Annotated in this window: 21 protein-coding genes; 9 read left to right on the top strand and 12 right to left on the bottom strand. The window is 53.5% G+C overall.

Features of this window, described 5'->3' with window-relative positions; genetic code table 11:
- Positions 1–34: 34 nt before the first annotated feature.
- The 4 genes from AAC076_RS05640 to AAC076_RS05625 all read right to left on the bottom strand — a co-directional run bounded on the left by AAC076_RS05640 (position 35) and on the right by AAC076_RS05625 (position 3,505).
- Positions 35–802, bottom strand: a complete 768-nt coding sequence (locus tag AAC076_RS05640) for an SDR family oxidoreductase (RefSeq protein ID WP_339843490.1) — start codon at positions 800–802, stop codon at positions 35–37.
- A 21-nt stretch (positions 803–823) separates the two neighbouring features.
- Positions 824–1,891, bottom strand: coding sequence for a phosphotransferase family protein (locus AAC076_RS05635; protein ID WP_339843488.1), 1,068 nt, complete (start codon positions 1,889–1,891; stop codon positions 824–826).
- A 541-nt stretch (positions 1,892–2,432) separates the two neighbouring features.
- On the bottom strand, positions 2,433–2,747 hold the full coding sequence (locus AAC076_RS05630; protein WP_339843486.1) for an SCP2 sterol-binding domain-containing protein: 315 nt from the start codon (positions 2,745–2,747) through the stop codon (positions 2,433–2,435).
- A gap of 56 nt (positions 2,748–2,803) precedes the next feature.
- Positions 2,804–3,505, bottom strand: a complete 702-nt coding sequence (locus AAC076_RS05625) for a histidine phosphatase family protein (protein WP_339843485.1) — start codon at positions 3,503–3,505, stop codon at positions 2,804–2,806.
- A 177-nt stretch (positions 3,506–3,682) separates the two neighbouring features.
- On the opposite strand from AAC076_RS05625, the gene sohB reads away from it, so the two are divergent.
- Together sohB and AAC076_RS05615 are read left to right on the top strand one after the other, a co-directional pair.
- Entirely contained in the window at positions 3,683–4,702 is a 1,020-nt protein-coding gene (sohB, locus tag AAC076_RS05620) for a protease SohB (RefSeq protein WP_339843483.1), read from the top strand.
- Between the two features lie 9 nt (positions 4,703–4,711).
- Complete coding sequence (locus tag AAC076_RS05615; RefSeq protein ID WP_339843481.1) at positions 4,712–5,698, top strand: YhdH/YhfP family quinone oxidoreductase; 987 nt, start codon at positions 4,712–4,714, stop codon at positions 5,696–5,698.
- A 141-nt stretch (positions 5,699–5,839) separates the two neighbouring features.
- Here the strand turns inward: AAC076_RS05615 and AAC076_RS05610 are convergent, their stop codons facing one another.
- Positions 5,840–6,685, bottom strand: coding sequence for a hypothetical protein (locus tag AAC076_RS05610; protein WP_339843478.1), 846 nt, complete (start codon positions 6,683–6,685; stop codon positions 5,840–5,842).
- A gap of 16 nt (positions 6,686–6,701) precedes the next feature.
- On the opposite strand from AAC076_RS05610, the gene AAC076_RS05605 reads away from it, so the two are divergent.
- The 5 genes from AAC076_RS05605 (at position 6,702) to AAC076_RS05585 (ending at position 11,457) form a co-directional block, all read left to right on the top strand.
- Positions 6,702–6,914 carry a hypothetical protein gene (locus tag AAC076_RS05605; protein WP_339843476.1) on the top strand — a complete coding sequence of 71 codons (213 nt, stop codon included), beginning with the start codon at positions 6,702–6,704 and terminating at the stop codon, positions 6,912–6,914.
- Positions 6,915–7,092: 178 nt separating this feature from the next.
- Positions 7,093–7,935, top strand: a complete 843-nt coding sequence (locus tag AAC076_RS05600; RefSeq protein ID WP_339843474.1) for an META domain-containing protein — start codon at positions 7,093–7,095, stop codon at positions 7,933–7,935.
- 84 nt (positions 7,936–8,019) lie between these two features.
- Complete coding sequence (locus tag AAC076_RS05595) at positions 8,020–8,391, top strand: hypothetical protein (protein ID WP_339843473.1); 372 nt, start codon at positions 8,020–8,022, stop codon at positions 8,389–8,391.
- Positions 8,392–8,520: 129 nt separating this feature from the next.
- Complete coding sequence (locus AAC076_RS05590) at positions 8,521–11,037, top strand: EAL domain-containing protein (RefSeq protein ID WP_339843471.1); 2,517 nt, start codon at positions 8,521–8,523, stop codon at positions 11,035–11,037.
- Between the two features lie 81 nt (positions 11,038–11,118).
- Positions 11,119–11,457, top strand: coding sequence for a hypothetical protein (locus AAC076_RS05585; protein WP_339843469.1), 339 nt, complete (start codon positions 11,119–11,121; stop codon positions 11,455–11,457).
- On the opposite strand, the gene AAC076_RS05580 is transcribed toward AAC076_RS05585, so the two are convergent.
- From AAC076_RS05580 to AAC076_RS05555, 6 genes are all read right to left on the bottom strand, one after another.
- Entirely contained in the window at positions 11,452–13,695 is a 2,244-nt protein-coding gene (locus AAC076_RS05580; RefSeq protein ID WP_339843468.1) for an EAL domain-containing protein, read from the bottom strand. The two genes, AAC076_RS05585 and AAC076_RS05580, sit on opposite strands and share 6 nt — an antisense overlap.
- A gap of 217 nt (positions 13,696–13,912) precedes the next feature.
- Positions 13,913–14,326 carry a DUF4174 domain-containing protein gene (locus tag AAC076_RS05575; RefSeq protein ID WP_339843467.1) on the bottom strand — a complete coding sequence of 138 codons (414 nt, stop codon included), beginning with the start codon at positions 14,324–14,326 and terminating at the stop codon, positions 13,913–13,915.
- Between the two features lie 146 nt (positions 14,327–14,472).
- Positions 14,473–14,955, bottom strand: a complete 483-nt coding sequence (locus tag AAC076_RS05570; protein WP_339843465.1) for a DUF1456 family protein — start codon at positions 14,953–14,955, stop codon at positions 14,473–14,475.
- A gap of 16 nt (positions 14,956–14,971) precedes the next feature.
- A complete protein-coding gene (locus AAC076_RS05565) occupies positions 14,972–15,220 on the bottom strand; it encodes a DUF3297 family protein (RefSeq protein ID WP_339843463.1) in 249 nt (82 codons plus the stop codon).
- Between the two features lie 72 nt (positions 15,221–15,292).
- Positions 15,293–17,053 (bottom strand): diguanylate cyclase, encoded by a 1,761-nt coding sequence (locus tag AAC076_RS05560; protein WP_339843461.1) that lies wholly within the window; start codon positions 17,051–17,053, stop codon positions 15,293–15,295.
- A 74-nt stretch (positions 17,054–17,127) separates the two neighbouring features.
- Complete coding sequence (locus AAC076_RS05555; RefSeq protein ID WP_339843459.1) at positions 17,128–18,999, bottom strand: diguanylate cyclase; 1,872 nt, start codon at positions 18,997–18,999, stop codon at positions 17,128–17,130.
- 466 nt (positions 19,000–19,465) lie between these two features.
- Here AAC076_RS05555 and AAC076_RS05550 point away from each other — a divergent pair, with 466 nt between their 5' ends.
- Together AAC076_RS05550 and AAC076_RS05545 are read left to right on the top strand one after the other, a co-directional pair.
- Positions 19,466–20,077, top strand: a complete 612-nt coding sequence (locus tag AAC076_RS05550) for a TetR family transcriptional regulator C-terminal domain-containing protein (protein WP_339843457.1) — start codon at positions 19,466–19,468, stop codon at positions 20,075–20,077.
- A gap of 56 nt (positions 20,078–20,133) precedes the next feature.
- Positions 20,134–21,045, top strand: a complete 912-nt coding sequence (locus AAC076_RS05545) for a DUF1295 domain-containing protein (protein ID WP_339843455.1) — start codon at positions 20,134–20,136, stop codon at positions 21,043–21,045.
- A 100-nt stretch (positions 21,046–21,145) separates the two neighbouring features.
- On the opposite strand, the gene AAC076_RS05540 is transcribed toward AAC076_RS05545, so the two are convergent.
- Positions 21,146–21,364: a DUF2945 domain-containing protein gene (locus AAC076_RS05540; RefSeq protein ID WP_339843452.1), complete on the bottom strand. Its 219-nt coding sequence runs from the start codon at positions 21,362–21,364 to the stop codon at positions 21,146–21,148.
- Positions 21,365–21,454 lie beyond the last annotated feature (90 nt).

The following is a 21,454-nucleotide window of genomic DNA, read 5'->3' as shown; positions in this document are numbered from 1 at the left end:
GCCCGGTCCTGCAGGCGCAGGACCGGTCAACATCTTAAGCGAGCATACCGCCGTCGACGTTGATAGCTGCACCTGTGGTGTAGCTTGACGCCTCGCTCACCAGATACAGCACTGTGCCAGCCATCTCACTCGGATCAGCAGCGCGACGCAGCGGGATACGTTGCAGAGCCGTCTTCAGAATCGAGTCGTTGGTGGTCAGTGCCGAGGCAAACTTGGTATCAGTCAGGCCTGGCAGCAGGGCGTTGCAACGGATGCCAAACTGGGCACATTCCTTGGCAAACACCTTGGTCATGTTGATAACGGCTGCCTTGGTGATCGAATAGATCCCCTGCATATCGCCGGGCACCATACCATTGACCGAGGCGACGTTGAGAATGGCTCCGCCGCCATTTTCGCGCATCAATTTGCCAGCTTCTACAGACATGAAGAAATAGCCGCGGATGTTTACATCTACGGTTTTCTGGAATGCCGTCAGGTCGGTATCCAATACGTTGCCGAAGTAGGGATTGGTCGCAGCGTTGTTGACCAGGATATCCAGCTTGCCGAAGTCAGCGCGGATCTTCTCGATGGCAGCAGTAATCTGTCCCATTTCACCAATGTGGCAAGCAACGGCTGTGGCCTTGCCGCCGGCAGCAACGATAGAGTCGGCCACTTCCTGGCAGCCGTCGATCTTGCGGCTGGACACGATCACGTGTGCGCCCTGTTGGGCCAACAGGCGGGCGATGGACTCGCCAATACCGCGGCTGGCGCCAGTAACCAGCGCTACCTTGCCGTCCAGATCAAACAGTTGAGTCTTCTGCATATTAGTATCCTCCTCAAAAGGTTAGAGAGATGATTTGTTGATCACGTCCAGACTTGTCTGTTCGAGCAGTTTGTTCATGTGGATGAAGCTGCCGAAACGCTTGTCCTTGGTCTGGCCATGGTAAAAGCGGTAGTAGATCTGTTGCATGATGCCTGCCAGACGGAACAGGCCATAGGTGTAGTAGTAATCCAGATTCGGGATCTCGATGCCGGCTTTTTCGGCATAGTAATCAGCGAACTCCTGACGGGTCAGCATGCCGGGTGCGTGGCTTGGCTGGCGGCGCATTAGTTGGATCGGCTGCGGATCATCGGCCTGGATCCAGTAGGCAAGGGTGTTGCCCAGATCCATCAGCGGATCGCCAATCGTGGTCATTTCCCAGTCCAGCACACCGATGATTTCCATCGGGTTATTCGGATCCAGAATGACGTTGTCGAATCGATAGTCGTTATGTATCAGGCCGGGCTTGTGGTGATCGGCAGGCATTTTCTCGCGGAGCCACTCCATCACAGCTTTCCAGTCTGGGGCGTCTGGTGTGGCGGCTTTCTGATAGCGGTCGATCCAGCCTTCAATCTGACGCTTCACATAGCCTTCGGGCTTGCCCAGGTCGCCTAGTCCGCAGGTTTCGTAATCAAGGTTGTGCAGGTCGACAAACTTGTCGATAAAGCTCTTGCACAGCTCGCGCGTCTTGCCCTCGTCCAGGCCCAGGTCATCGGGTAACTCTGAGCGCAAGATGATACCTTCGATGCGCTCCATGACGTAGAACTCGTCGCCGATGACGCTGTCGTCGGTGCAGTAGGCGTATACCTTGGGGCAATAGGGGAAGCCTTCGCCCAGCTGCTTGAGAATCCGGTATTCGCGGCCCATGTCGTGGGCCGATTTGGCCTTCTTGCCAAACGGCGGACGACGCAGTACGAATTCCTGATCGGGGTAGGCGACCAGATAGGTCAGATTGGATGCGCCGCCGGGAAACTGGGTAATAGTCGGGGTGCCTTCAAGACCCGGGATCTGACTCTTGAGGTACTGGTCTACAGCCTGTACGTCGAGCTCTTCGCCTTCGCGGATCTGGCTAGCCTGGTCTGTTGCGCTCATGGCTTTCCTTATGATGGTGGTCTAGGACAATCAGCTAATCTAATGCAGGCCGCGGTTTGTAACAAGCCAAACGCTCGTTTGAATGGGGTTATCAGGGTTCGTGTTGTTGGGGGATTGGTTGGGGCTATTTTGGCTTTGCTCGGGTTTTCTTTCAGTAAGCACATTGTGCCGATCATCGCAGTGCTGTGGAGCTAAGCCGACCGTCGATGGCAGGGATGCCATCGTCGAGCTTACAGGGACGTACTTGCAGCGTGTCGGCGTGAACTGCCGGCCTGCGATGATATGCTCGGAGCTCGAAAAGCCTGGTGTTACGCTCGAAAGTAATTCGGTGGTGGTCGCGGCCCGGCTGGGCAGGGTTGCGAAAGACGCCGTGGATACGTCCTTGTAGGCTTGGCCAAAACGTCCATGTTTTGGACACTTTCTTCACCCTGACCAGCCGGAACGCTCTTTCGGCCAATGCGTAGCTGAGATAGGGCTGTCCAAAATCAAAAGCATAAAAAACCGGAGCTTGGGCTCCGGTTTTTTGTGTCGCTTCTGCTGCTTAAGCCGGGAACAACTCGCCCAGCTTCAGAGCAAGCATCATGTCGCCTTCAGCGCGCAGCTTGCCAGCCATGAAGGCCTGCATGCCATCGGTCTCGCCACTCATTACGCCGTTCAGGGTGTCGCTGTCCATGATCAGGGTAACGTTAGGCGAAGCAGCCTCGCCCTGGGCGATGGCGCAAGTGCCATCCTTGATAGTGACGTTGAAGTTGCTGTCGTCTTCGATGTTGAACTGGAATACCAGGTCCAGACCGGCAGCGGCGGACGGGTTGAACTTCTCTTCCATCTTCTGGGTAACTTCTGCAACGTTGCTCATGTCTAAGTCCTTGTTTCTATGCTTGAAAGGTAGCAGGCGAAGCCTGACGCCATTGGTTATCTGTAAGTGACCCAGTCTGGCTGCTGGTGTACGTCAAGATGCGACTGGCTGTTGAAAGAGGCCAGACTGATCTTGCTTCTACCATATTGTAGACGGCTTACAGAGGTGTTCACTATTTGCCAGTTCAGTTCGAAAGCACTGGTAGCCGGCATATCCGTGATCAGTTGCAGGGCTGCGGTAATGGTGCCGCCCGAGGTAAAGATAGCGATGTTCTCACCGCGTCCAGCCTGTTCCATGACCCGTGCAAGGCCAGCCTTTACCCGAGCCACAAAGTCTGACCAGGGCTCGCAGCCGGGTACGTGATTCTTCTCGGTAATCCACATGGTGATTACCTGGCTGAACACTTTCTGGAATTCCTTTCGGTATTGACCTGCGTTCTCAACAAAATACCGTGCTTTTGGCTCGCTCTGTTCCAGGTGGGGCAGGTAGGTGCGCATAACCTCGTCAGCGGCGTATTCATTGAATGCAGGCTCAATCAGAATCTCGGTTCCCGATCCGGGCATTTCTGCCAGGGCATGGCGGCCAGTATCAATCTGGCGTTGCATCTCTCCTGCGTAGGAACGTTCAAATCTGAGGCCGTTGGAATGTGCGAACTGGCCAAGTAATTTGGACTGCTTGATGCCCAGTTCGGACAGTACGTCGTAGTTAGCGGCACCCAGGGAAGCCTGACCATGCCTTATCAGATAGATACTGCCCACGTTGTCACCTGTCTTGAAAGTAAGACATGAGGGTATGGGGCGACGTGGGTGGTGTCAACTGAAAACCATACGCTTGTTTGAATCATCTTGTGGCACCTCCGCGCCTCAGTGTCGGATGATCCTGTATGCTTGCTGTCTATTATTTTTAACCCATTTTTGATTGTTTGGAGTGCGCTTGTGGAATGGCTTGCTGAGTACACAATGTTTCTTGCTAAGGCTTTTACGTTTGTCGTAGTGGTGTTTTTGATTGTCTCTTTGATTGCCTCGCTGAAGTCGCGTAGCAAGCGAGAGGAGGGTGCGTTGACGGTGGTGCGCCTAAACGACCAGTTGCAACGCATGACCGAGAAGCTTGAGCACACAATACTCAACAAGACTGCCCTGAAGGCATTGGTCAAGGCGCGCAAGGCAAAAGCCAAGGCACGTGAAAAATCAACAGAGACCGGCAAGCGCGTATTCGTGCTGGGTTTTGATGGCGATATCAAGGCCAGTGCCCTGGATAACCTGCGCCACGAGGTAACCGCCTTGCTGGAGCTGGCCACGGAAAAAGATGAAGTGGTCATCAAGCTTGAGAGCGGCGGCGGTATGGTGCATGCCTATGGTCTTGCTGCCTCGCAATTGGTGCGTATTCGTGATGCTGGCGTACCGCTTACGGTCTGTGTCGACAAGGTGGCAGCCAGTGGCGGCTACATGATGGCCTGTATTGGCAACAAGGTGCTGGCAGCGCCTTTTGCCATACTGGGCTCCATCGGGGTGGTCGCGCAGATGCCGAACTTCAATCGGGTACTCAAGAAGCATGACGTGGATTACGAGATGCTGACAGCCGGTGAGTACAAGCGCACTTTGACGCTATTTGGCGAGAACACCGATAAGGGGCGCGAGAAATTCCAGGAGGACCTGGAAAACATTCATCGACTGTTCAAGTCGTTTGTTGGTCAGTACCGCCCGCAGCTGGACGTAGCCGAGGTGGCTACCGGGGAAATATGGTTCGGTACTGAAGCCCTGGAAAAATCCCTGGCAGATGAAATTACCACCAGCGACCAGTACATTAGTCGCATGATCCACGAAGCGGACGTCTTTGAAGTGCATTATGTGCATCGTAAACGCCTGCAGGACAAACTGTCGGCAGGCATGTCGGCAACAGTTGATCGTTTGCTGCTGACCTGGGTGTCACGCTTTCACAATCAGCGTTTCTGGTAGGAGAAAAACATGTCTGAATTCAAGGCTCTGGTCGTCACCGAAGAAGACGGCAAATATGTATCCCGTATCACCACCAGGCATATCGATGACCTGCCCGCCGGGGAAGTGCTGATTCGGGTCAAGTACTCTTCGCTGAACTTCAAGGATGCACTTTCCGCATCTGGCAACAAGGGCGTAACCAAACAGTTTCCGCACACGCCCGGCATCGATGCCGCCGGTGTAGTTGAAGCCTCATCTGTACCAGAGCTCAGTGTCGGCGATGAAGTGATCGTTACCGGTTACGACCTCGGGATGAACACCGCTGGTGGCTATGGCCAGTACATCCGCGTTCCCGCTGCATGGGTTCTCAAGCGCCCAGAAGGCTTGTCGCTGCGCGACAGCATGCTGCTGGGCACCGCCGGTCTGACTGCAGCCCTGTGTATCGATAAGCTCGAGCAGGCTGGCCTCGCTCCCGAGCAAGGCCCGGTGCTGGTGACCGGCGCCACCGGTGGGGTAGGCAGCATCGCCGTGTCCATGCTGTCAGGCCTGGGCTACGAGGTAGCTGCATCCACTGGCAAGGCGCTTGAGGCCGATTTCCTGCGCAAGCTCGGGGCCAGCCAGATCATTGACCGCACCATGCTTGAGGCAGGCAAGGAAAAGCCCATGCTCAAGGAGCAGTGGGCAGGCGCAGTCGATACGGTCGGCGGCGATATCCTGTTCAACGTGGTCAAGTCGTTACGCTATGGCGCCAGCGTTGTCACCTGTGGCCTGACCGCGGGCACCCAGTTCCAGGGCAGCGTGCTGCCGTTCATCTTGCGTAACGTGAACCTGCTGGGCGTGGACTCGGTAGAGCAGCCGCTGGTGGTGAAAGCCTCGATGTGGGACCGACTCTCCGTGCAGTGGAAAACCGACCTGCAACCCCTGGAGCACGAAGTCGGCCTGGATGATCTGCCTGCAGAGATCCAACGCATCCTCGGCGGCAAGATGGTCGGACGTGTGGTAGTCAGGCTGGACTAGGTTTCTTCCCCCTCTCTGCCATAGGCGCATCGGGCTGAACTGCCTGATGCGCTTTCCCCATGGATCTACCAGCCATCAAGGTTTTTGTTGGAGGTGATGTTCTGTTTGCTCACAGCATCGCCAGGTAACCCAGAAAACAACTCACTCACCCTCGTAACCGAACCATTTTTTCAGCCGGCCACGGATGAGAAACAGCAATACGCCGAAGAATATGGCGACCAGAGCTGCCCAGAACTCGACAAACTTTTCCCAAAGCACGTCCCACAGTTGCAGCGCTTTGCCAATGACGATTTTCTGAGGATCTACTTCCACCTGAACTTTCAGGGTGGCAGCGGTCTTGGGGATTGGTGACCCCTTGCAGTCAGGCGAGTCGAAGAAAAAGACGTCGGCACCTACCTCAAACTCGCCCTGTTCGACCGGAATCAGTTTGAAGCGCACCTCCGACCCGGAGGGATGTATGCGGATGCACTGGGTTTCCTCTGGCTCTATCCTGAAGGCCGGTGCAAAGGGCTGTACCTTCGCGGACTCGCCAACCGCAGGTACAGCGGTTTCATCCTCGACCATGTCATCGGCAAAACGTGGCTGATAGTCCTGACCTCCGATCCACACCCGAAGCTCACCCGGTATCCCCGGCATCCGTACTGTCTCGTCTGCCGCGAGTACCACGCGGTACTCTTCGATAGGATTTGCTTGTTGTGGTGCAGCCGTCTCAACGCTAGCCTCAATCTCGATAACGAACTGATCGTGAGCATTATCGGCATCACTGTAATCGGTGGAGTGGCTGCCTTGTTGTGCTTGGTAAGACGGATAACTTTCAGTGGGTTGCTGAACCGCCGCGGGGGGCTTTACAGGAGCAGGCGGCGGTTCGGATGTATCGACCGACTGCTGGTTGCTCTGATCAGAACAGCCGGCCAGCAAAAGCAGTCCCGAGAAAACCAGCGTTAGCACACAGGCGTGTTGTCGCCTTCTGGTAGTAAGACACCCCATTGAGGAAGCCTCCTTAATGGCCACGAGTGATCAGATTGGGCAACCAATGCATATAGTATCGGTCATGCCCGTTCAGGAACCTCTGCACATCAAGCCACGTACTACCGGTTTGCCTTACGACGACTACACGCAGCCAAGCACCTCGCAGGGCCATCAGAAGGGTAGAGAGCGTCTCAATCGAAAACAGGACGTCCATGCCGCTAAGGAGGGACTGCGTCATGAGCAGTGAAGGGCATAGTGCCCTGGGTGGGTGGAGCTGGCAAGACCCTTGGGCAGCCGGTCGATGCACAGGTGACGGGCACGGGTACTTTCTCGCTACCCATTGAGGAGTGTTTCACTATAAGGTTTGTGCAGCCAGGTTAAATCGAGCGCCTGCTCTATCCGTCCATTGCCAAAGCAGAAGACCAATGCAATACATCAAACGTGACGCTAAAAGCCCTTCTTTTCACAACATACCCCTCACTCTATTGTTGCTGGCCGGCCTTACAGGCTGCACTGCAATCGGTGATCAGGCAGTACTTTTGGACGCCGATAAAGACCAGCCCATTGATGCGGTAAACGAATTGAACAGCATGGATTCCGAGCTACAGGCAGGGGCATATGCGCACTCGCAAAGTGGCGTGTCCCTGCCTTATCAGGCTCAAGGTAACGAGCCTGGCTGGCTACTGTCCCTGGCCGACGGCGAGGTAGTCCTCGAGTGGGATTACGGCCAACAGCAAGTGCACATGCCATTGCCCCTGGGGCAACCCATGAGCAACGGCTCACGCTTTATTGCAACCAATAATCAGCACACAGTTGCTGTCGATATTGTTCATGCTATCTGCCGTGATTCCATGTCCGGTATGCCTTATCCGCATCAAGTCAAGGTGGAGGTCGACGGACAGAACCTGCAGGGCTGCGGCGGTAACCCCCAGTCGCTGCTTAGTGGAACCGAGTGGGTGGTCGAAGACATTGCCGGGGCAGGAATCATCGACCGCTCGCGTGTCACTCTTAATTTCGAGACAGACGGCCAACTTTACGGTCTAGCCAGCTGCAACAATTATCGAGGGCAGTACCAAGTGACAGGTGAAACACTCACCACAGGCCCGCTAGCTTCAACGAGGATGGCCTGCGCGCCTTCACTCAATAACCAGGAGCAGCGCTTCCTGGAACTGCTGGGTAACACTCAGTACTTTGAGATCGATAATGTAGGCAGGCTGATTCTCCGTTCCGGTTCAGGCCAGACTATCGAGGCAATACGCGCTGATTGATTCGGTGGCTAGCACCAAGTGAGTTCTGCTTGGGGCAAAGCCACGTGTACACTGGGCCTGCCAAATTCAATTCGGGATATCTAGATGCTCATATATCTTCTCATCGCCTGTGATCGCCTTGATGAAAAACAGGAGAAGAAGCTGAGGCAGAACCTGCCAGGGCTGCAGGCAGCCTTGCAGGCTTATGTGGATGGCAACGAAGCCAATAACGTTACCCTCATCAATGAATGCGCAAGCGACGACTGTGAGGACTGGCAACTGGGGATCACCCAGCCGGTAAAGAAGAACATCCACCTCAACTTCCCTGTGAACCTGTTCAACAGCCTCGCACGGCGATACGACATAGATTGTGAAGTAGGCTATATGGAAGATGACCAGCGCGAGCCGGTCAGCTATTTCGGCAAGGAGGAGGGCGCCGGTGAGGCGTTTTTGATAGCCGAATATTTAGGGTTGTAGTAGCTCAGTTCAGGCATCACTATCTCGCTGAATGGTCTATATTGAAATAAGTTTTGAGCAATACTGATCGCAAATCACTGCCAGTCACTAGCGCGCCAAACAAGAAAAATCAGGGACAGGGTGGAATCCATGAATTACAAAGTCAGACAAGCCATCGCTGATCTATTTGAGCTTGCCGCCAGTACCAGCGGTAACAAGTGGCTTGCCCTGGTACTGGATGAGTCGCTTGACCCCGTCATACACACGCCGGCTGATAAAGCAGAAATCAGATCTTATCTGCAGGCCGCGGAACAGCTGATTGACAGAAGCTCCAAGGAACTCATCAAGGTTGAATTACAGGAGACGGTCGCCGTATTGAACGGTGAGACCTCCCGATCCTCCTTCGTGACAGCTCGCACGCTCAAGGCCGTTAATCTTTTCAATGCCAGGGGAGACCATCAGGGCTTGCTGGTTGCGCTCAGCGTCACGGCAAAACAGCACGACGAGCAGAAAGAAGAAACCCTACCTCGTATTGCCCAACTGGCCGAACAGTTTATTGCTGCAGGTACTTCGGAGGATCAGAGTCAGCAGGCCCTGGAGCATAGTTTCAATATCAATCGCGCTATCCTCAATACCCTCTATGATGCGGTTCTCATGACTGATCTTCAGGGTCGTATCCAGAGTGTGAACCCGGCACTGGTCAAAATGTTTGGATACCCGGAGAACGAACTGATCGGCGAGTTCATTACCAAACTCATGCCGCCAGAAGTAGCACACAGTCATCCTGGTTACATGGAGTCCTATGCCGAGGGCAAAACGCCAGGGAAAATAATGGGTAACCTGCGTTCGGTTCAGGGGCTCAAAGCCGATGGCACGCGCTTCACGCTTCAGATCGCAATCACCGAAGCCAGGGTCGGGTCTGAACGTTTGCTGGTTGCTGCCCTGCAGGATATTACAGAAAGCGAGGAGGCCAGGTTAAACCTCAATCGCTTCCGCAAGACGCTCGACAGTACTCTGGATTGCGTTTTCATGTTTGATGCGCAGACGCTACAGTTTTTCTACCTGAATCAGGGTGCGCTCGACCAGCTCGGCTACACCGAGAGCGAGCTTTTGGAGTTACATCCCTTCGACGTAAAGCCGCTCTTTACCGAATCAGAGTTCAGGAAAATGCTTGAGCCTCTGATAAACGGGGAGGTCCGCCGTTTGAATTTTCAAACGATGCATCGGCACAAAAGCGGCTACGACCTGCCGGTAGATATTTCTCTGCAATACGTCCAGCTGGAGGATGAGCCCGCCCGGTTTATCGCTATCGTCAGGGATATTACTGAGCGGCAGAAGCACCAGGAAAAAATTGAACACCTGGCTTACTTCGACCCGTTGACCAATCTTCCTAACCGCAGCCTGATCGCCTCTAAATTGGATACGTGTTTGCGTAAGAGCGCAAAAACTGGTCATTTTGGTGCAGTTATGCTGACTGATCTGGATGATTTCAAGTCGATAAACGATACGCTAGGCCATCGTGACGGCGACCAGCTATTGATCGAAGTATCCAAGCGTTTTGTCAGCGTTCTGGGGGATCACCACTCCATTTCACGATTGGGCGGCGATGAATTTCTGGTGGTCATCAATACAACGTGCCTTGAGTACAATGCCGCCCTGGAAGAGATCAGTCACATGGCTCAGCAACTTCTGGCAGCAGCAGCCGTGCCAACGGATGCTTTGGGCCATGGCCCTCCCATATCAACCAGCCTCGGCTTTGTGCTTTTCAATGATGATTCCACCTCCGCCAGCGACTTGATGAGGATGGCCGACATCGCTATGTACGATGCCAAGAGGAAAGGGAAGAATCACTTCAGTCTCTTTGACGAAAACATGCAGAAAGAGCTGGTAGAGGAGCACCAGCTCACTGCAGACCTTAACAGAGCGCTATTGGCGGAAAATGAGATCGTGCCTTGGTTCCAGCCCAAAGTGGATCGTAACGGTCGGTTTATCGGGTTTGAAGCCCTTGCCAGGTGGAACCACCCTGAGCGCGGATTAATCAATCCCGCGAGCTTTATCGGGCTGGCTGAAAAGAAGAACCTGATAGTACCCCTAAGCGATCAGATACTCTTGAAGGCGTGCAGTCAAATGAGCCTCTGGCGCGAGCAGTTTGCCATGGATGACTGGACGCTTTCGGTAAACATCAGCCAGAGTCAGCTGGCGATGAGTAACTTCCCGGAAAAAGTAGCGGCGACGCTGGCTCAATCTGGACTGCCCGCTTCAGCCCTGAAGCTTGAAGTCACTGAGAGCGTCATAGCAGAGTATATCGACGTCAGTATTCAGCAAATGGGCCGCATTCGGGCCATGGGTGTACGCTTTTCCCTCGATGACTTTGGCACGGGATATTCCTCTCTGTCCTACATTCGGCAGTTACCCATCGATGAGCTTAAAATCGATATCAGTTTTGTACGTACGTTATTAAGTAATTCGGAGACTCGCTCTATAGTAAAGGTCATCCTTTTGTTGGCTCACGAACTAAAACTGGATGTCATCGCGGAGGGGATCGAACAGCAAGAGCAGTGGGACCTGTTGCTGAAAATGGGCTGCACCGGGTTTCAGGGCTACTTTTTCAGCTATCCGCAGCCTCCAGAGTTGATTCTCGAAAAGCTCCAGGCTGACTACGACTGAGGTTTTTTTAAGGGAAATCGGTTGGTGCTTGGGCGGCGTTGACTCTAATCGCCCCGTTTTTCGTTTACACAGGGTACAAACATGGAAATCGATAGCAACAGGCTGCTGCTGGAGCTGGAAAAGAAGCGCCGGGAAATCAATCGCAGCATCATCAACCCGGCCATCCCCGAACTCAGTCTTGAGGCGCTCAACCCGATGCTGACGATGGTTGCCCAGGCACGTAAAAACTACCTCTGTTGCCTGACCGAGATGGCCAAAGACTGCCAGGGCGAAGCGCCCGATAGCCAGCAAATAGAAACTCTGCGTGCGTTTAGAGAAACCTACGATGAGCTGGTAAGCGCAGCCAATGCACTGGAAACAGCGATTCAACGGGACTATCTGGATGTGCGTGTGACCAGACGCGAATCCTCCGCTTCATAACTCCGGCAATCGCGGGTTCATTTCAAGGTCCAGTACGCGCGGAAAATCCTCGAGCGGACAGGGTCGGGATATCAGATAACCCTGGACCACGTGACAATCCGCGGCGCGGATCAGCTCGAGTTGTTCTGCTGTCTCTACGCCCTCACACACTGTCCGCTTACCCAACTCCCGGGCCAGATCGGTAATCATCTTGACGATGGCCCTTGCATCGACCTTGGTCAGCAGTTCGGTGACAAAGGAGCGATCAATCTTCAGCGTATCGAAGGGAAAGCGGCGCAGGTAAGACAGCGAGGAATAACCTGTGCCGAAGTCATCCAGTGCCAATCTGACGCCGGTGCTGCGAATATCGTTGAGAATACCCATCGCCTTGTCCGCATCATCTATCAGCACGGACTCGGTCAATTCGAGTTCAAGTCTTTCCGGTGCCATACCTGACGAGAGGAGTACTTCTTTGAGGGAGGCAAGAAAGTCAGAGGATTGCAGTTGCGTAGCCGATATGTTCACCGCAATGGTCAACTCGGCAAGTTCATGCGTGCCTGCGCGGCAGGCTTCCTTCAGAGCCCATAAACCGAGCTGGTCAATCATGCCGCATTGTTCTGCAATGGGAATGAATTCCATCGGGCTGACACTCCCCATTTCGGGGTGATGCCAGCGCATCAGTGCTTCTGCGCCGGTGATCTGCCAGTGGCGCAGGTCGACGAGGGGCTGCCAGTGCAGCGATATTTCATCGTTATCAATCGCGTAACGCAAGCCTTGCTCTATGCTCAAACGACGGCGGTTGATTTCACCCAGGCGCGGTGAATACTCGACCCATCTCCCGCGACCTGTCTCCTTGGCCGCGTACATAGCGATATCAGCCTCCACCAGCAGGTCGTCCAACCCGCATCTGGGCCCATTGCGCACGGTGAAGCCCACGCTCGCACCGACTCGGTGCTGGCGACCCTCTATCATGATCGTCTCGGACAGGCTTTGTACCACGCTCTGTGCCAGCTCAGGGGCCGAAGCAACGCCTTCGGCTGACCAGAGTGCAATGGCAAACTCGTCGCCGCCCAAGCGGGCTATCAATGCTTTGTCACCAACACAGGACTCCAACCGCCTGGCAATGGCTACAAGAATGGAGTCGCCCACACTGTGGCCGTAATTGTCATTCACTGCCTTGAAACGGTCGAGATCGATGCATAGCAGCGCTAAAGGCGATTCCTGACCGATCACCTCGCCCAGGGCCTCACGCAGATGAAAGCGGTTGGACAGGGAGGTCAAAGAGTCAGTGTGCGCTAGCTCGTGGAGCTTTACCTCGCTTTCGACACGCTCGGTTACGTCGGTCAATACGCCGCGCCAGCCCAAAAATTCATCTTTGACCGAGTACAGGCACTTACCCGTCATGATCAGATGGATGGTGTTATGCGCTGTACGCATGGTCAATTTCAGCTCACGAAAAGGATGCCCGGCTGTGGCCAGTCGTTGCAGCTGGCCAACATCGTCGGGGCACCGGTTGGCAAGCAGTTGCAGGAATGTCTGGGACTGATGCTCGTCTTCGCGCAAGGCCAGCACGTCGGTCAGCCTGGGCGATACATGGTTCAGGTTGCCGCTGCTGTCAGTCTCCCAGAGCGCGTCACCGGCATTACGCTCAAAGTCTTGCAGGAGTAGCGTCATAAACTGCTCCTGTCGTTCGGACTTGGACTTGGCGGCAATCAGATCTGTTGCCTTTCGCCAGGCAGACAGAGAGCCGATCAAGACCATCTGTGAATACAGACAGACCAGGAGCGCGACGACCATGTAAATCATCTGGCCTGACAGCCAAAGGGCGCCGATCGAGGCGAAAGTATAAATAAGAGCATAACTGATGCTCGCATAGGGTAGCGGGCTGAGAACAAAGCTGCCGGCGCTGATCATGCCCGTGACAATCGTAGCGATGGTCATTTGTTGGCCGCGGGAGGCCTCAGGAAACCAGGTCAATACCATCCATGCCCAGATGAGAGCCAGGATAGAGGCGTGTAGTGTGGCCTTGTGAGCGCTTTTCGGCGAAGCCTGAGTAAAAGGGTGTTTGCGCGTCTTGTACCATCCAAGACTGGAGAAGACACAGACTAAAGTTATCAGCGACATCCATAGCCATAGTGCACGTGGAATGTTTGGCGCAAAAGCGATCAGAACACAAGCGGCGCTACCCACATTGGCCAGCATCATCGGCAATGATACCCGCACGACCGACGCAAGCTGGGTGCCTCTGAGACGTGCCATATCCGCATCGTCGGATGAGTACATCGCCGATACGTCGTTAAGCAGTTGCCGAAATTCGGAGTATCGATTCTTCAAGTTGCGATTACTCGACAGGTCCACTGAAAGGCTGGCTAGTTGATATTACACAGCTTAGCAGAGCGGCTCAGGATCTTAGTAGCACCTATGATGATTACCCCACTTAACGACTCATGTCGAGAAAGCCGGCGCTGTGACGTTATTAATCCCTCATTTCGTTCCGACGCATGGGCATTGCGTCAATGTTGGCGAATATTGCTTGGAGGTCTACCCGGTCAAGTCTGTTTTTGACACCGCCATCCTTGCCGATCAGGATCACCTGGCCGGACTTGATATAGTAGGTTTCAAGGGTGTTGGCTGACAGCTTCGGCGATAGGGCACCTGGATAATTGGTCAGCGTTTTATCGTCGTTGAACACCAGCCAGATCAAATCGCGATCAGTCACACCGGCCGCGTTTTTTTCGAATAGAGGCAATACCGCCTCTACGTCAGCAACCTCATTCACAACGATAATCCGATTTTGCCATTGCAGGCTGGAAAGGTCGGTCAGCATAGGTCGCTCATTGCTCTGCACGTAGAAACTGAACAAGAGAAGAAGAGGGATGATGTAGCGCATGGTCTGATCTCCAGATACTCATTCTGGGCCCACAGGCCCAACAGCCGAATGTGATGTTTCTGGGCATATTGCAGTGCCTTGAGTGAGCGTATCCCGAAGAGGGCTTCCTGGCCAATGCAAGGAGACTTTTCTCTGCAGCGCGCGGCTCAATCCAATGCTGGATCCGTCTCGCCCGGCCTGAATTGAAGTTGCATGCCGAGCAAAAAGCGGCGAAGGACCTGATCTTTGCATTCGCGATAATTCTTGTTTTCGGGCTTGCGAAAAAAAGCACTCAATTCATGCTTGCCCAGGCGGAAATCGGCTAACTCGAGTATTTGTAGAACGGATTCGGCCTGCAAATTGAGAGCAATCCGCAATTTCTGCAAGACCATATTATTGTTGAGGCGCTCTTCTAACGGTGGCTGTGCTCCTTCACGCTTGCCTCGCTTAAAATTAATAAAACCATTTAAAAAAGCGACCATTTCAATGTCACTCATCTGGAGAAAGCCGTCGTCTTCCTCCCTTTTCAGCCAGGCAGCAACCTGCTCCTCGGTTACCTCCGCGTCGGCCAGTGTGAATACGTCAGTCACGGTGCTGTTTTTTAAATCAAATGTATAACGTAGGCGGCGCAAAATATCATTGTTGGTCAAAATGCATTTCCTGATTTTAACTGTAAAAGGCTTCGACCTTGCCTTTCAGAGTGAGCAGTACTGGCTGTCCGCGGCGATCCAGTGCTTTGGGGGAAGGAATTTTTATCCAACCTTCGCTGATGCAATATTCCTCGACGTTGGTACGCTCCTTTCCGTTCAACATGATCCCGATATTATGGTCGAAAATCGCCTCTACATAATGTGGGCTACGGGGGTTGCTCGACAGTCTATCCGGTAAAGGAGGTAGCGATTGAGTATCGTTCATGCGGTGATCCTGATCTGGAATAAAGGCTGCATCTTAGACAGTAAAGAACAAGCACTCAATAACGGGGTATCGTTACCTTGGGTCAAGCCACTCAATTCTGTTTCGACCATTTTCCTTGGCAATATAGAGTTGGCGATCTGCTTCCCTCAAAAGGGCGTCCTGGTCTGTCGGTGCTTTGGGCACCCATGAGGCGACACCAATGCTGGCGGAAATCGTTATTTGATGCTGGTTGTCGTCCATAACGCTTTTGCTCAAGGCCTCCATGATCGCTTGCGCCACATCCACGCCTCTTTGGATGTCCGCTTCTGGAAGAAGGACAACAAACTCCTCACCACCGTAACGGGCAGCAATGTCCGACGTCAGCGGCAGGCAGGCGCGAATAACTTCGGCCACTCTGATCAGGCAAAGATCTCCGAAGGGGTGGCCATAGGTATCATTGATGTTCTTGAAGTGATCAAGGTCGATCATAAGGGCCGCTATTGGCGACTGGTACCAATAGGCTTTTTTGTATTCAGTAATGAGGATTTCGTCAAAGGCTCGTCGGTTGATCAGCCGGGTCAGACCGTCGGTGGTGCTGATGGCACTGAGCTTGGCATGGGTTTTTTCCAGTTCAACAGTTCGCTCCAGGACGATCCTGTCCAGGTTTTCGTTGGCTTGGATCTGATGATCAAGCATTTTTTGCTGCGCTTTGGCCGCATCCTGCCGTGCCAACGCCGCCATGCTTTTTTCGAAACGCATACGATGCGCCAGGGCAAATGACAAAAGAACAGCTTGGGCACCAGCGCCTATCTGCATGACCCGCATGGAAAACCACTCAAGCGGAAGAATGCCCAGGGAAGTAAGCGCCAGCAGCATGCCCACAACCAGCAGACATCCCCATGCCAGATTGAACACCAGCGCGCCGTGAAATCCGTCAAGCCAGCGTGCTATCCCGACCCATACACCGCAGATGATCCCGCCGATCGCTAACAGCACAGCACTCATCATCATTTGCTGGTAAGGCAAAATAAATGCTCCAACGACAATGAGTGCAGAGACATAAACAACTCCCAGGGCCAGGCGAGCCAGGAATGGGCGGGTCTCTGGAAGCAGAAGGAAACTGCGGAAGAACAGTGCCGCAAAAGCAACCAGGCTGGCGACTGACAAGATTGGTACCACGTCGTTCAGCCAGGTTGTATCAGGCCAGAGGTACTTGAAGGAGATGCCCTCAATGCCTGCCAGCACTAGGGCTGTGGATAACACCATCATGGCGTAATAGAGATAGCTGGCATCGCGAATCGATTTGAGAATCAGCAGATTGTAAAAGGCTATCAACAGCATGGCGCCATAGAACAGCGCTTGCGCCAAGCCTCTTTCGTAGCTTCGCTCGACCAAATGCTGGTTACTGAAGATATATAAGGGAATAAGCATTGAGGAGCTGCTACGAACTCTCAGGTACACGGTGGTGGCATCGCTTTGCGGCAGATTTAAAGGGACAACAAAGTAGGGATAGTCTACGAGCCGCTGGGCATAGGGAAGCTTGTCGCCTAGAGCATGATGCGCAGCGAGCGAGCCATTCTCGTAGAGATACACATCCACCCAGTCAAGAATCGCGTTGCCGATCACCAAAGCATAAGGCGTTGCGGAGCTGTTATCTGTTGTTTCCCGTGAGACGGTGAACCGGATCCAGTACGTCGAACTGGTGAAGCCGAAGCTGGGCACCTCCTTGTCGGGGGATTGCCACTCATGTTCGTCGCCGATCAGCGTATTTATATCGAGCTGCCCGTCTCTATCCTCAAGGTACTCTATGTGGGTGTTAAGGGAGAGCGTTGATTGGCCTTGCGCCAGTGTCATGGGGTGGGGCGGCTTGCCAGCGAACGCAGCACTAGAGAACGCCAAAAGTAAATACAGAAAAAACCGTGCCTGCCTCATTTTGACGGCGCCCCATGCTGCCGTTCAACTCTGTTACGCCCGTTGCCCTTGGCAAGGTAGAGATACCGGTCTGCTTCCTTCAGCAGTTCCTCGCGGTCTGATGTGTTCTGGGGTATGTGGGCTGCAACACCAATGCTTGCGGTCAGGGTAACGCTGTAGCTCCCATCATCCACGACCATGCCTGCCAGCGCGTCCAGGATGGCCTGCCCGATGGAGGCTGCGCCCTGCACATCGGTGTCAGGTAGCATGACGAGGAACTCTTCTCCCCCGTAACGTGCAACGATATCCGAGGCGCGACTGAGACTGGCCTTGATAACCTGCGCCGTATTAGTCAGACAGGTATCGCCAAATAGATGCCCGTAGTTGTCGTTGATCTGTTTGAAATGATCCAGATCGACCATCAATACAGCGAGGGGAGATTGATTCCTGTAAGCCCTTTCATACTCGATGAGAAAGCGCTCCTCAAAAGCACGCCGGTTGAGAAGTTGCGTCAGACTGTCTGTGGCGCCAAGCGCCTCCAGTTTCTTGTTTGCCTGTTGCAACTCAGCAGCACGATGCTTGACCAGTAGATCAAGATTTTCATTCGCCTTGATCTGCTGATTCAGAAGTGCTTTTTGTGCGGCTGCGGATTCCTGTTCAGCTTTTTCCCGCTGTTCGCGCTCTGAATTCATCCGGTAGGCCAGCGCGAAAGAGAGCAGAAGCGCCTGCATGCCGGTCGCTATCTGCATTACGTTCTCTGTAAATACATTGCGCGGGAGAAAACCAAGCTTGTTGAAAGCAAAAATAATTCCTCCAACAAGCACTACGCTCCATGCAATGTTGAGATATTTGGCAGCTTCAAAGCCATCACGCCAGCGAACAATGGCAGTCCAGAAGCCCATCATGATCCCACCTACCGCGAGCATAATGGTTGCCTGGTTCAAGGATCGATAGGGCAGGTAAAACGCCGTGGCCATCGTGAACACGGCCAGGATCGCCAACACCAGTATCGCCTTGTCCAGAATCGGGCGCGTAGTCCCGGTCTCCAGGAATCTGCGAAAAAGCAGGGCGGAAAAAATGACTATGCCGTTAAGCGCTGCGATCAAAACGGGGGTATTCAATTCGGGGGTGTTAGGCCACAGGTATCGGAACGTCAGCCCCTGAATGCCTCCTAGCAACGTTACGATCGATACGACGACCAGAACGTAGTACAGATAATTGACATCTCGAATGGAAAAGAAAATCAGCAGGTTGTATACCGCCATTACCAGCATGGCCCCAAAAAAAAGGGCCTGTATCATCCCCTGATGATAATTGACTTCTACCATTGTCAGCTCTTGAGTCAGGCTCATAGGAACCTGGACCGAGGACGTACTCAGGACACGCAAGTAGACGATTGTAGCCACTTCGGGTCGCACAACGAGGGGGACCAGGAAATGGGTATGATCGACCGGGCGTTGAAAATAAGGCTGCAAATCGCCCATCAAGTATTGCGCGACCTGCGCGCCGTTCTCAAAGATATATACTTCAACATGGTCGAGTACTGGGTAAGCTACTTCTAATAGGTAATTGTGGGGCTGTTTCTGCGCCTGAGTGAATCCTGCACGAAGCCAGTAGGCAGACACCGAGTAACCAAAATTGAGGACGTCCTGCTCCGAATCCTGCCAGCGTGAGGAGGGCTCCCGGACCTGGTCGAGCGTCAAGGTGCCGCTTGGATCTTCTATGTAATCAAGGTAAGGGCCGAGCTGAATACGCTTCAGTTCTGAGGTGAGACTCAGGGTATCGGCAGAGGTCGGTAACGCCAGACAAACCAGTAAAGCCAGCGAGGCGCAGCAAACAAGGCGATAGGCCCTGTTTTTCAGGCAAAAAAAGCGCGCTTTACTCGACATGGTAGCTAATCAGCCTCGGTTTCCTACTGATCCTATCGTTTATTCGCCGAGCAGAACAAACTCTGTGACCAGGACATTTACAGTGCTGAAAGCCTTTAAAAGCGGATTACAGCCAACAGAACAATTCTCAAAAGTAATCTGTGGCCGCACCCGTGTATGGCAATGAATCTGCTGAAATGTCAGTTGGCTTGTGAACGCCGACTTTGAAGACAGAAAAACACTGCACACGGATAGTAGCACTTGGCCAATTATATCATCACTCAGGCGATATGATCCTGAATATGCTCTTTTGGTCGCAGGTTAGATGTTGGTCAATTTTGTTGTTGCCGCCCGCATGCAGGCTGTTATGCCTATCAGTGGAGCTATTTACAAATATGTCTTCTTTTAATTCAGTATTTGTATAAGGCCTGACAGTAGTCTTTTTTTCTAAATTGACTTGCAAGACGACTGGTCATATTATTACCGCATGAGCAGAACATCAGACCCCACCTTTGTACCCGAATGCCTGATCGCGGCTGGCCTTGATCTGTTTTTGAATCAGGGCTACAACGCCACGGGTGTGCAACAAATAGCCAGCCATGCGGGCGTGCCTAAAGGTTCGTTTTACAATCATTTCGCGAGCAAGGAAGCTTTTGCCGCAGCAGTGGTCGAGCGTTATTCCGACAATAATGCGAAGTCCTGGGAGCTGATGATGGCCACGGCACCCGACGGCCCCCTCGACAAGATCCATCACGTCTTTGATCAGATGACTGCCTATCACGAGCATGGAGGAAGGCTATGCGGCTGTCTCATCGGCATCTTCGCCGCCGAAATCGCATCGTCCAGCGAGACGTGTCGCAAAGAGTTGCTCAAGGCTCAAGCCGCCTGGCGTGACCGCCTTGCAGAATTGATTAACCATGCCCAGGTCGCGCAAGCAGTGCGAGGGGATATTGACGCAACGTTGCTTTCCGAAACGACCTGGAATGTATGGGAGGGGGCGCTTCTTCGCATGAAGATCGAGGGGTCCATCCGACCGGTCAGAGACAGCATCGCTGTCATTCTCAACCTGCTTTATCCGCCAGCCATCAGGGTGGCGTAGCGTCAGCCGGGGTTAATAAATTAAATGATTCAGCACCGCTGCAGACAGGACTTTCCATGAAATATTTTTCCCCACTACTCCCATTAGCCCTGGGACTGGTTCTTTTACTTTTGTCTGACAGCTTGAGGGAGACGGGTCTCATCAATGCGCTGCTGCAGTGCGTACTGTTCGCCCTGGTAGTGTGTGTGCCGACCTGGCTTACCGGTCGCATGTCCTACGTCGACATAGGCTGGCCGTGGGGCTTGGTAGTCATTGGGGTGGTGGTCTACATCTATGGAGAGGGCGATGCCACACGGGTTGCCCTGGTGAGCATTGCTTATGTATTTGCTGGCGGAAGAATGGGTCTCGACGCGTTGAGAATGTGGGTATCGGGTGAGCTTAAAACCGAGCTGCCGCGCTACGCCTACCAACGGCGCCGGTGGGAAAAAACCGGCAAGAGCAATGCGGCTCTGGCCAAGCAGGTGGAGGTTATTTCTCAGGGGGCCGCGAATCTTTCGTTTCTCGCCATGCCAGCGCTGGTGATTGCCTCCAACCCGCAAAACAGCATTTCGATTTTTGAAGTCATCGGTCTGGTTTTATGGTTCGTAGCCTTTGCTATGGAATCCATTGCCGATCGTCAGAAGCATGCTTTTATCCGGAGAATGAAAGCGGCCGGGGAGAGCAATAAGGTATGCAACGTGGGACTCTGGAAGTACACCCGGCATCCCAACTACTTTGCCGAGTGGATGGTCTGGAATGCTCTGGTCATTGCCGCTATTCCCTCTTGGCTGGCGCTCTACGATAACGAGGCCCTGGTAGTGTGGATCCTTCTGGGGGTCGGCCTATTGTTTGCTTCAAGAATCATGTACGTGACACTGGTGTATTACACCGGCGCGATTCCCGCAGAATATTTCTCGGTTAAAAAACGACCTGAGTACAAGGCATATCAACAGACCACGAATATGTTCTTTCCCGGTCCAAAAAAATAATACGCGATCGGTATCCCTATAGCCCGTGCCAGACAGATTTGTCAGCCCCTGTCAGTGCGCAGGCATTGATAAAATGATGGGCCGTCGAATAGTCGGCCTCTCAGGCCTTCTGCACTTCAGAATGCAGCTTGAGCACCTCATCGCCATCCTTCTGTTCGATCAGATAGGCAGGATCATCAGAACTGCCGTTTCTGGTTACCTGAGTCCCCTTGATCGTGCGCGTCGTCTTCTCCCGAAAAACTCCGCGTATATAACCCTCTGCCGTTCCATTGCCCCAGTCCCACTGCACTCGGGTATTCGTTTGATAAGCCTCGCTCATTGCTTGCTCTCCTGTGTGAGTTGAGTACCGCTTACCCTGGCCTGGGATGACCACTTCCGGCTTTTTTGAGCGTGGCTCTTGACGAGTCAT

Source organism: uncultured Halopseudomonas sp., from assembly GCF_963977355.1.
Classification (GTDB): domain Bacteria; phylum Pseudomonadota; class Gammaproteobacteria; order Pseudomonadales; family Pseudomonadaceae; genus Halopseudomonas.
This window is presented reverse-complemented; position numbering and strand designations above follow the sequence as displayed.

Excerpts from the sequence above, each read along its gene's own strand:
- AAC076_RS05640 (WP_339843490.1), bottom strand. The coding sequence starts at position 802 with ATGCAGAAGACTCAACTGTTTGATCTGGACGGCAAGGTAGCGCTGGTT.
- AAC076_RS05635 (WP_339843488.1), bottom strand. The coding sequence starts at position 1,891 with ATGAGCGCAACAGACCAGGCTAGCCAGATCCGCGAAGGCGAAGAGCTC.
- AAC076_RS05630 (WP_339843486.1), bottom strand. The coding sequence starts at position 2,747 with ATGAGCAACGTTGCAGAAGTTACCCAGAAGATGGAAGAGAAGTTCAAC.
- AAC076_RS05615 (WP_339843481.1), top strand. The coding sequence starts at position 4,712 with ATGTCTGAATTCAAGGCTCTGGTCGTCACCGAAGAAGACGGCAAATAT.
- AAC076_RS05610 (WP_339843478.1), bottom strand. The coding sequence starts at position 6,685 with ATGGGGTGTCTTACTACCAGAAGGCGACAACACGCCTGTGTGCTAACG.
- AAC076_RS05605 (WP_339843476.1), top strand. The coding sequence starts at position 6,702 with ATGGCCACGAGTGATCAGATTGGGCAACCAATGCATATAGTATCGGTC.
- AAC076_RS05600 (WP_339843474.1), top strand. The coding sequence starts at position 7,093 with ATGCAATACATCAAACGTGACGCTAAAAGCCCTTCTTTTCACAACATA.
- AAC076_RS05595 (WP_339843473.1), top strand. The coding sequence starts at position 8,020 with ATGCTCATATATCTTCTCATCGCCTGTGATCGCCTTGATGAAAAACAG.
- AAC076_RS05590 (WP_339843471.1), top strand. The coding sequence starts at position 8,521 with ATGAATTACAAAGTCAGACAAGCCATCGCTGATCTATTTGAGCTTGCC.
- AAC076_RS05585 (WP_339843469.1), top strand. The coding sequence starts at position 11,119 with ATGGAAATCGATAGCAACAGGCTGCTGCTGGAGCTGGAAAAGAAGCGC.
- AAC076_RS05580 (WP_339843468.1), bottom strand. The coding sequence starts at position 13,695 with ATGGCACGTCTCAGAGGCACCCAGCTTGCGTCGGTCGTGCGGGTATCA.
- AAC076_RS05575 (WP_339843467.1), bottom strand. The coding sequence starts at position 14,326 with ATGCGCTACATCATCCCTCTTCTTCTCTTGTTCAGTTTCTACGTGCAG.
- AAC076_RS05565 (WP_339843463.1), bottom strand. The coding sequence starts at position 15,220 with ATGAACGATACTCAATCGCTACCTCCTTTACCGGATAGACTGTCGAGC.
- AAC076_RS05560 (WP_339843461.1), bottom strand. The coding sequence starts at position 17,053 with ATGACACTGGCGCAAGGCCAATCAACGCTCTCCCTTAACACCCACATA.
- AAC076_RS05555 (WP_339843459.1), bottom strand. The coding sequence starts at position 18,999 with ATGTCGAGTAAAGCGCGCTTTTTTTGCCTGAAAAACAGGGCCTATCGC.
- AAC076_RS05550 (WP_339843457.1), top strand. The coding sequence starts at position 19,466 with ATGAGCAGAACATCAGACCCCACCTTTGTACCCGAATGCCTGATCGCG.
- AAC076_RS05545 (WP_339843455.1), top strand. The coding sequence starts at position 20,134 with ATGAAATATTTTTCCCCACTACTCCCATTAGCCCTGGGACTGGTTCTT.
- AAC076_RS05540 (WP_339843452.1), bottom strand. The coding sequence starts at position 21,364 with ATGAGCGAGGCTTATCAAACGAATACCCGAGTGCAGTGGGACTGGGGC.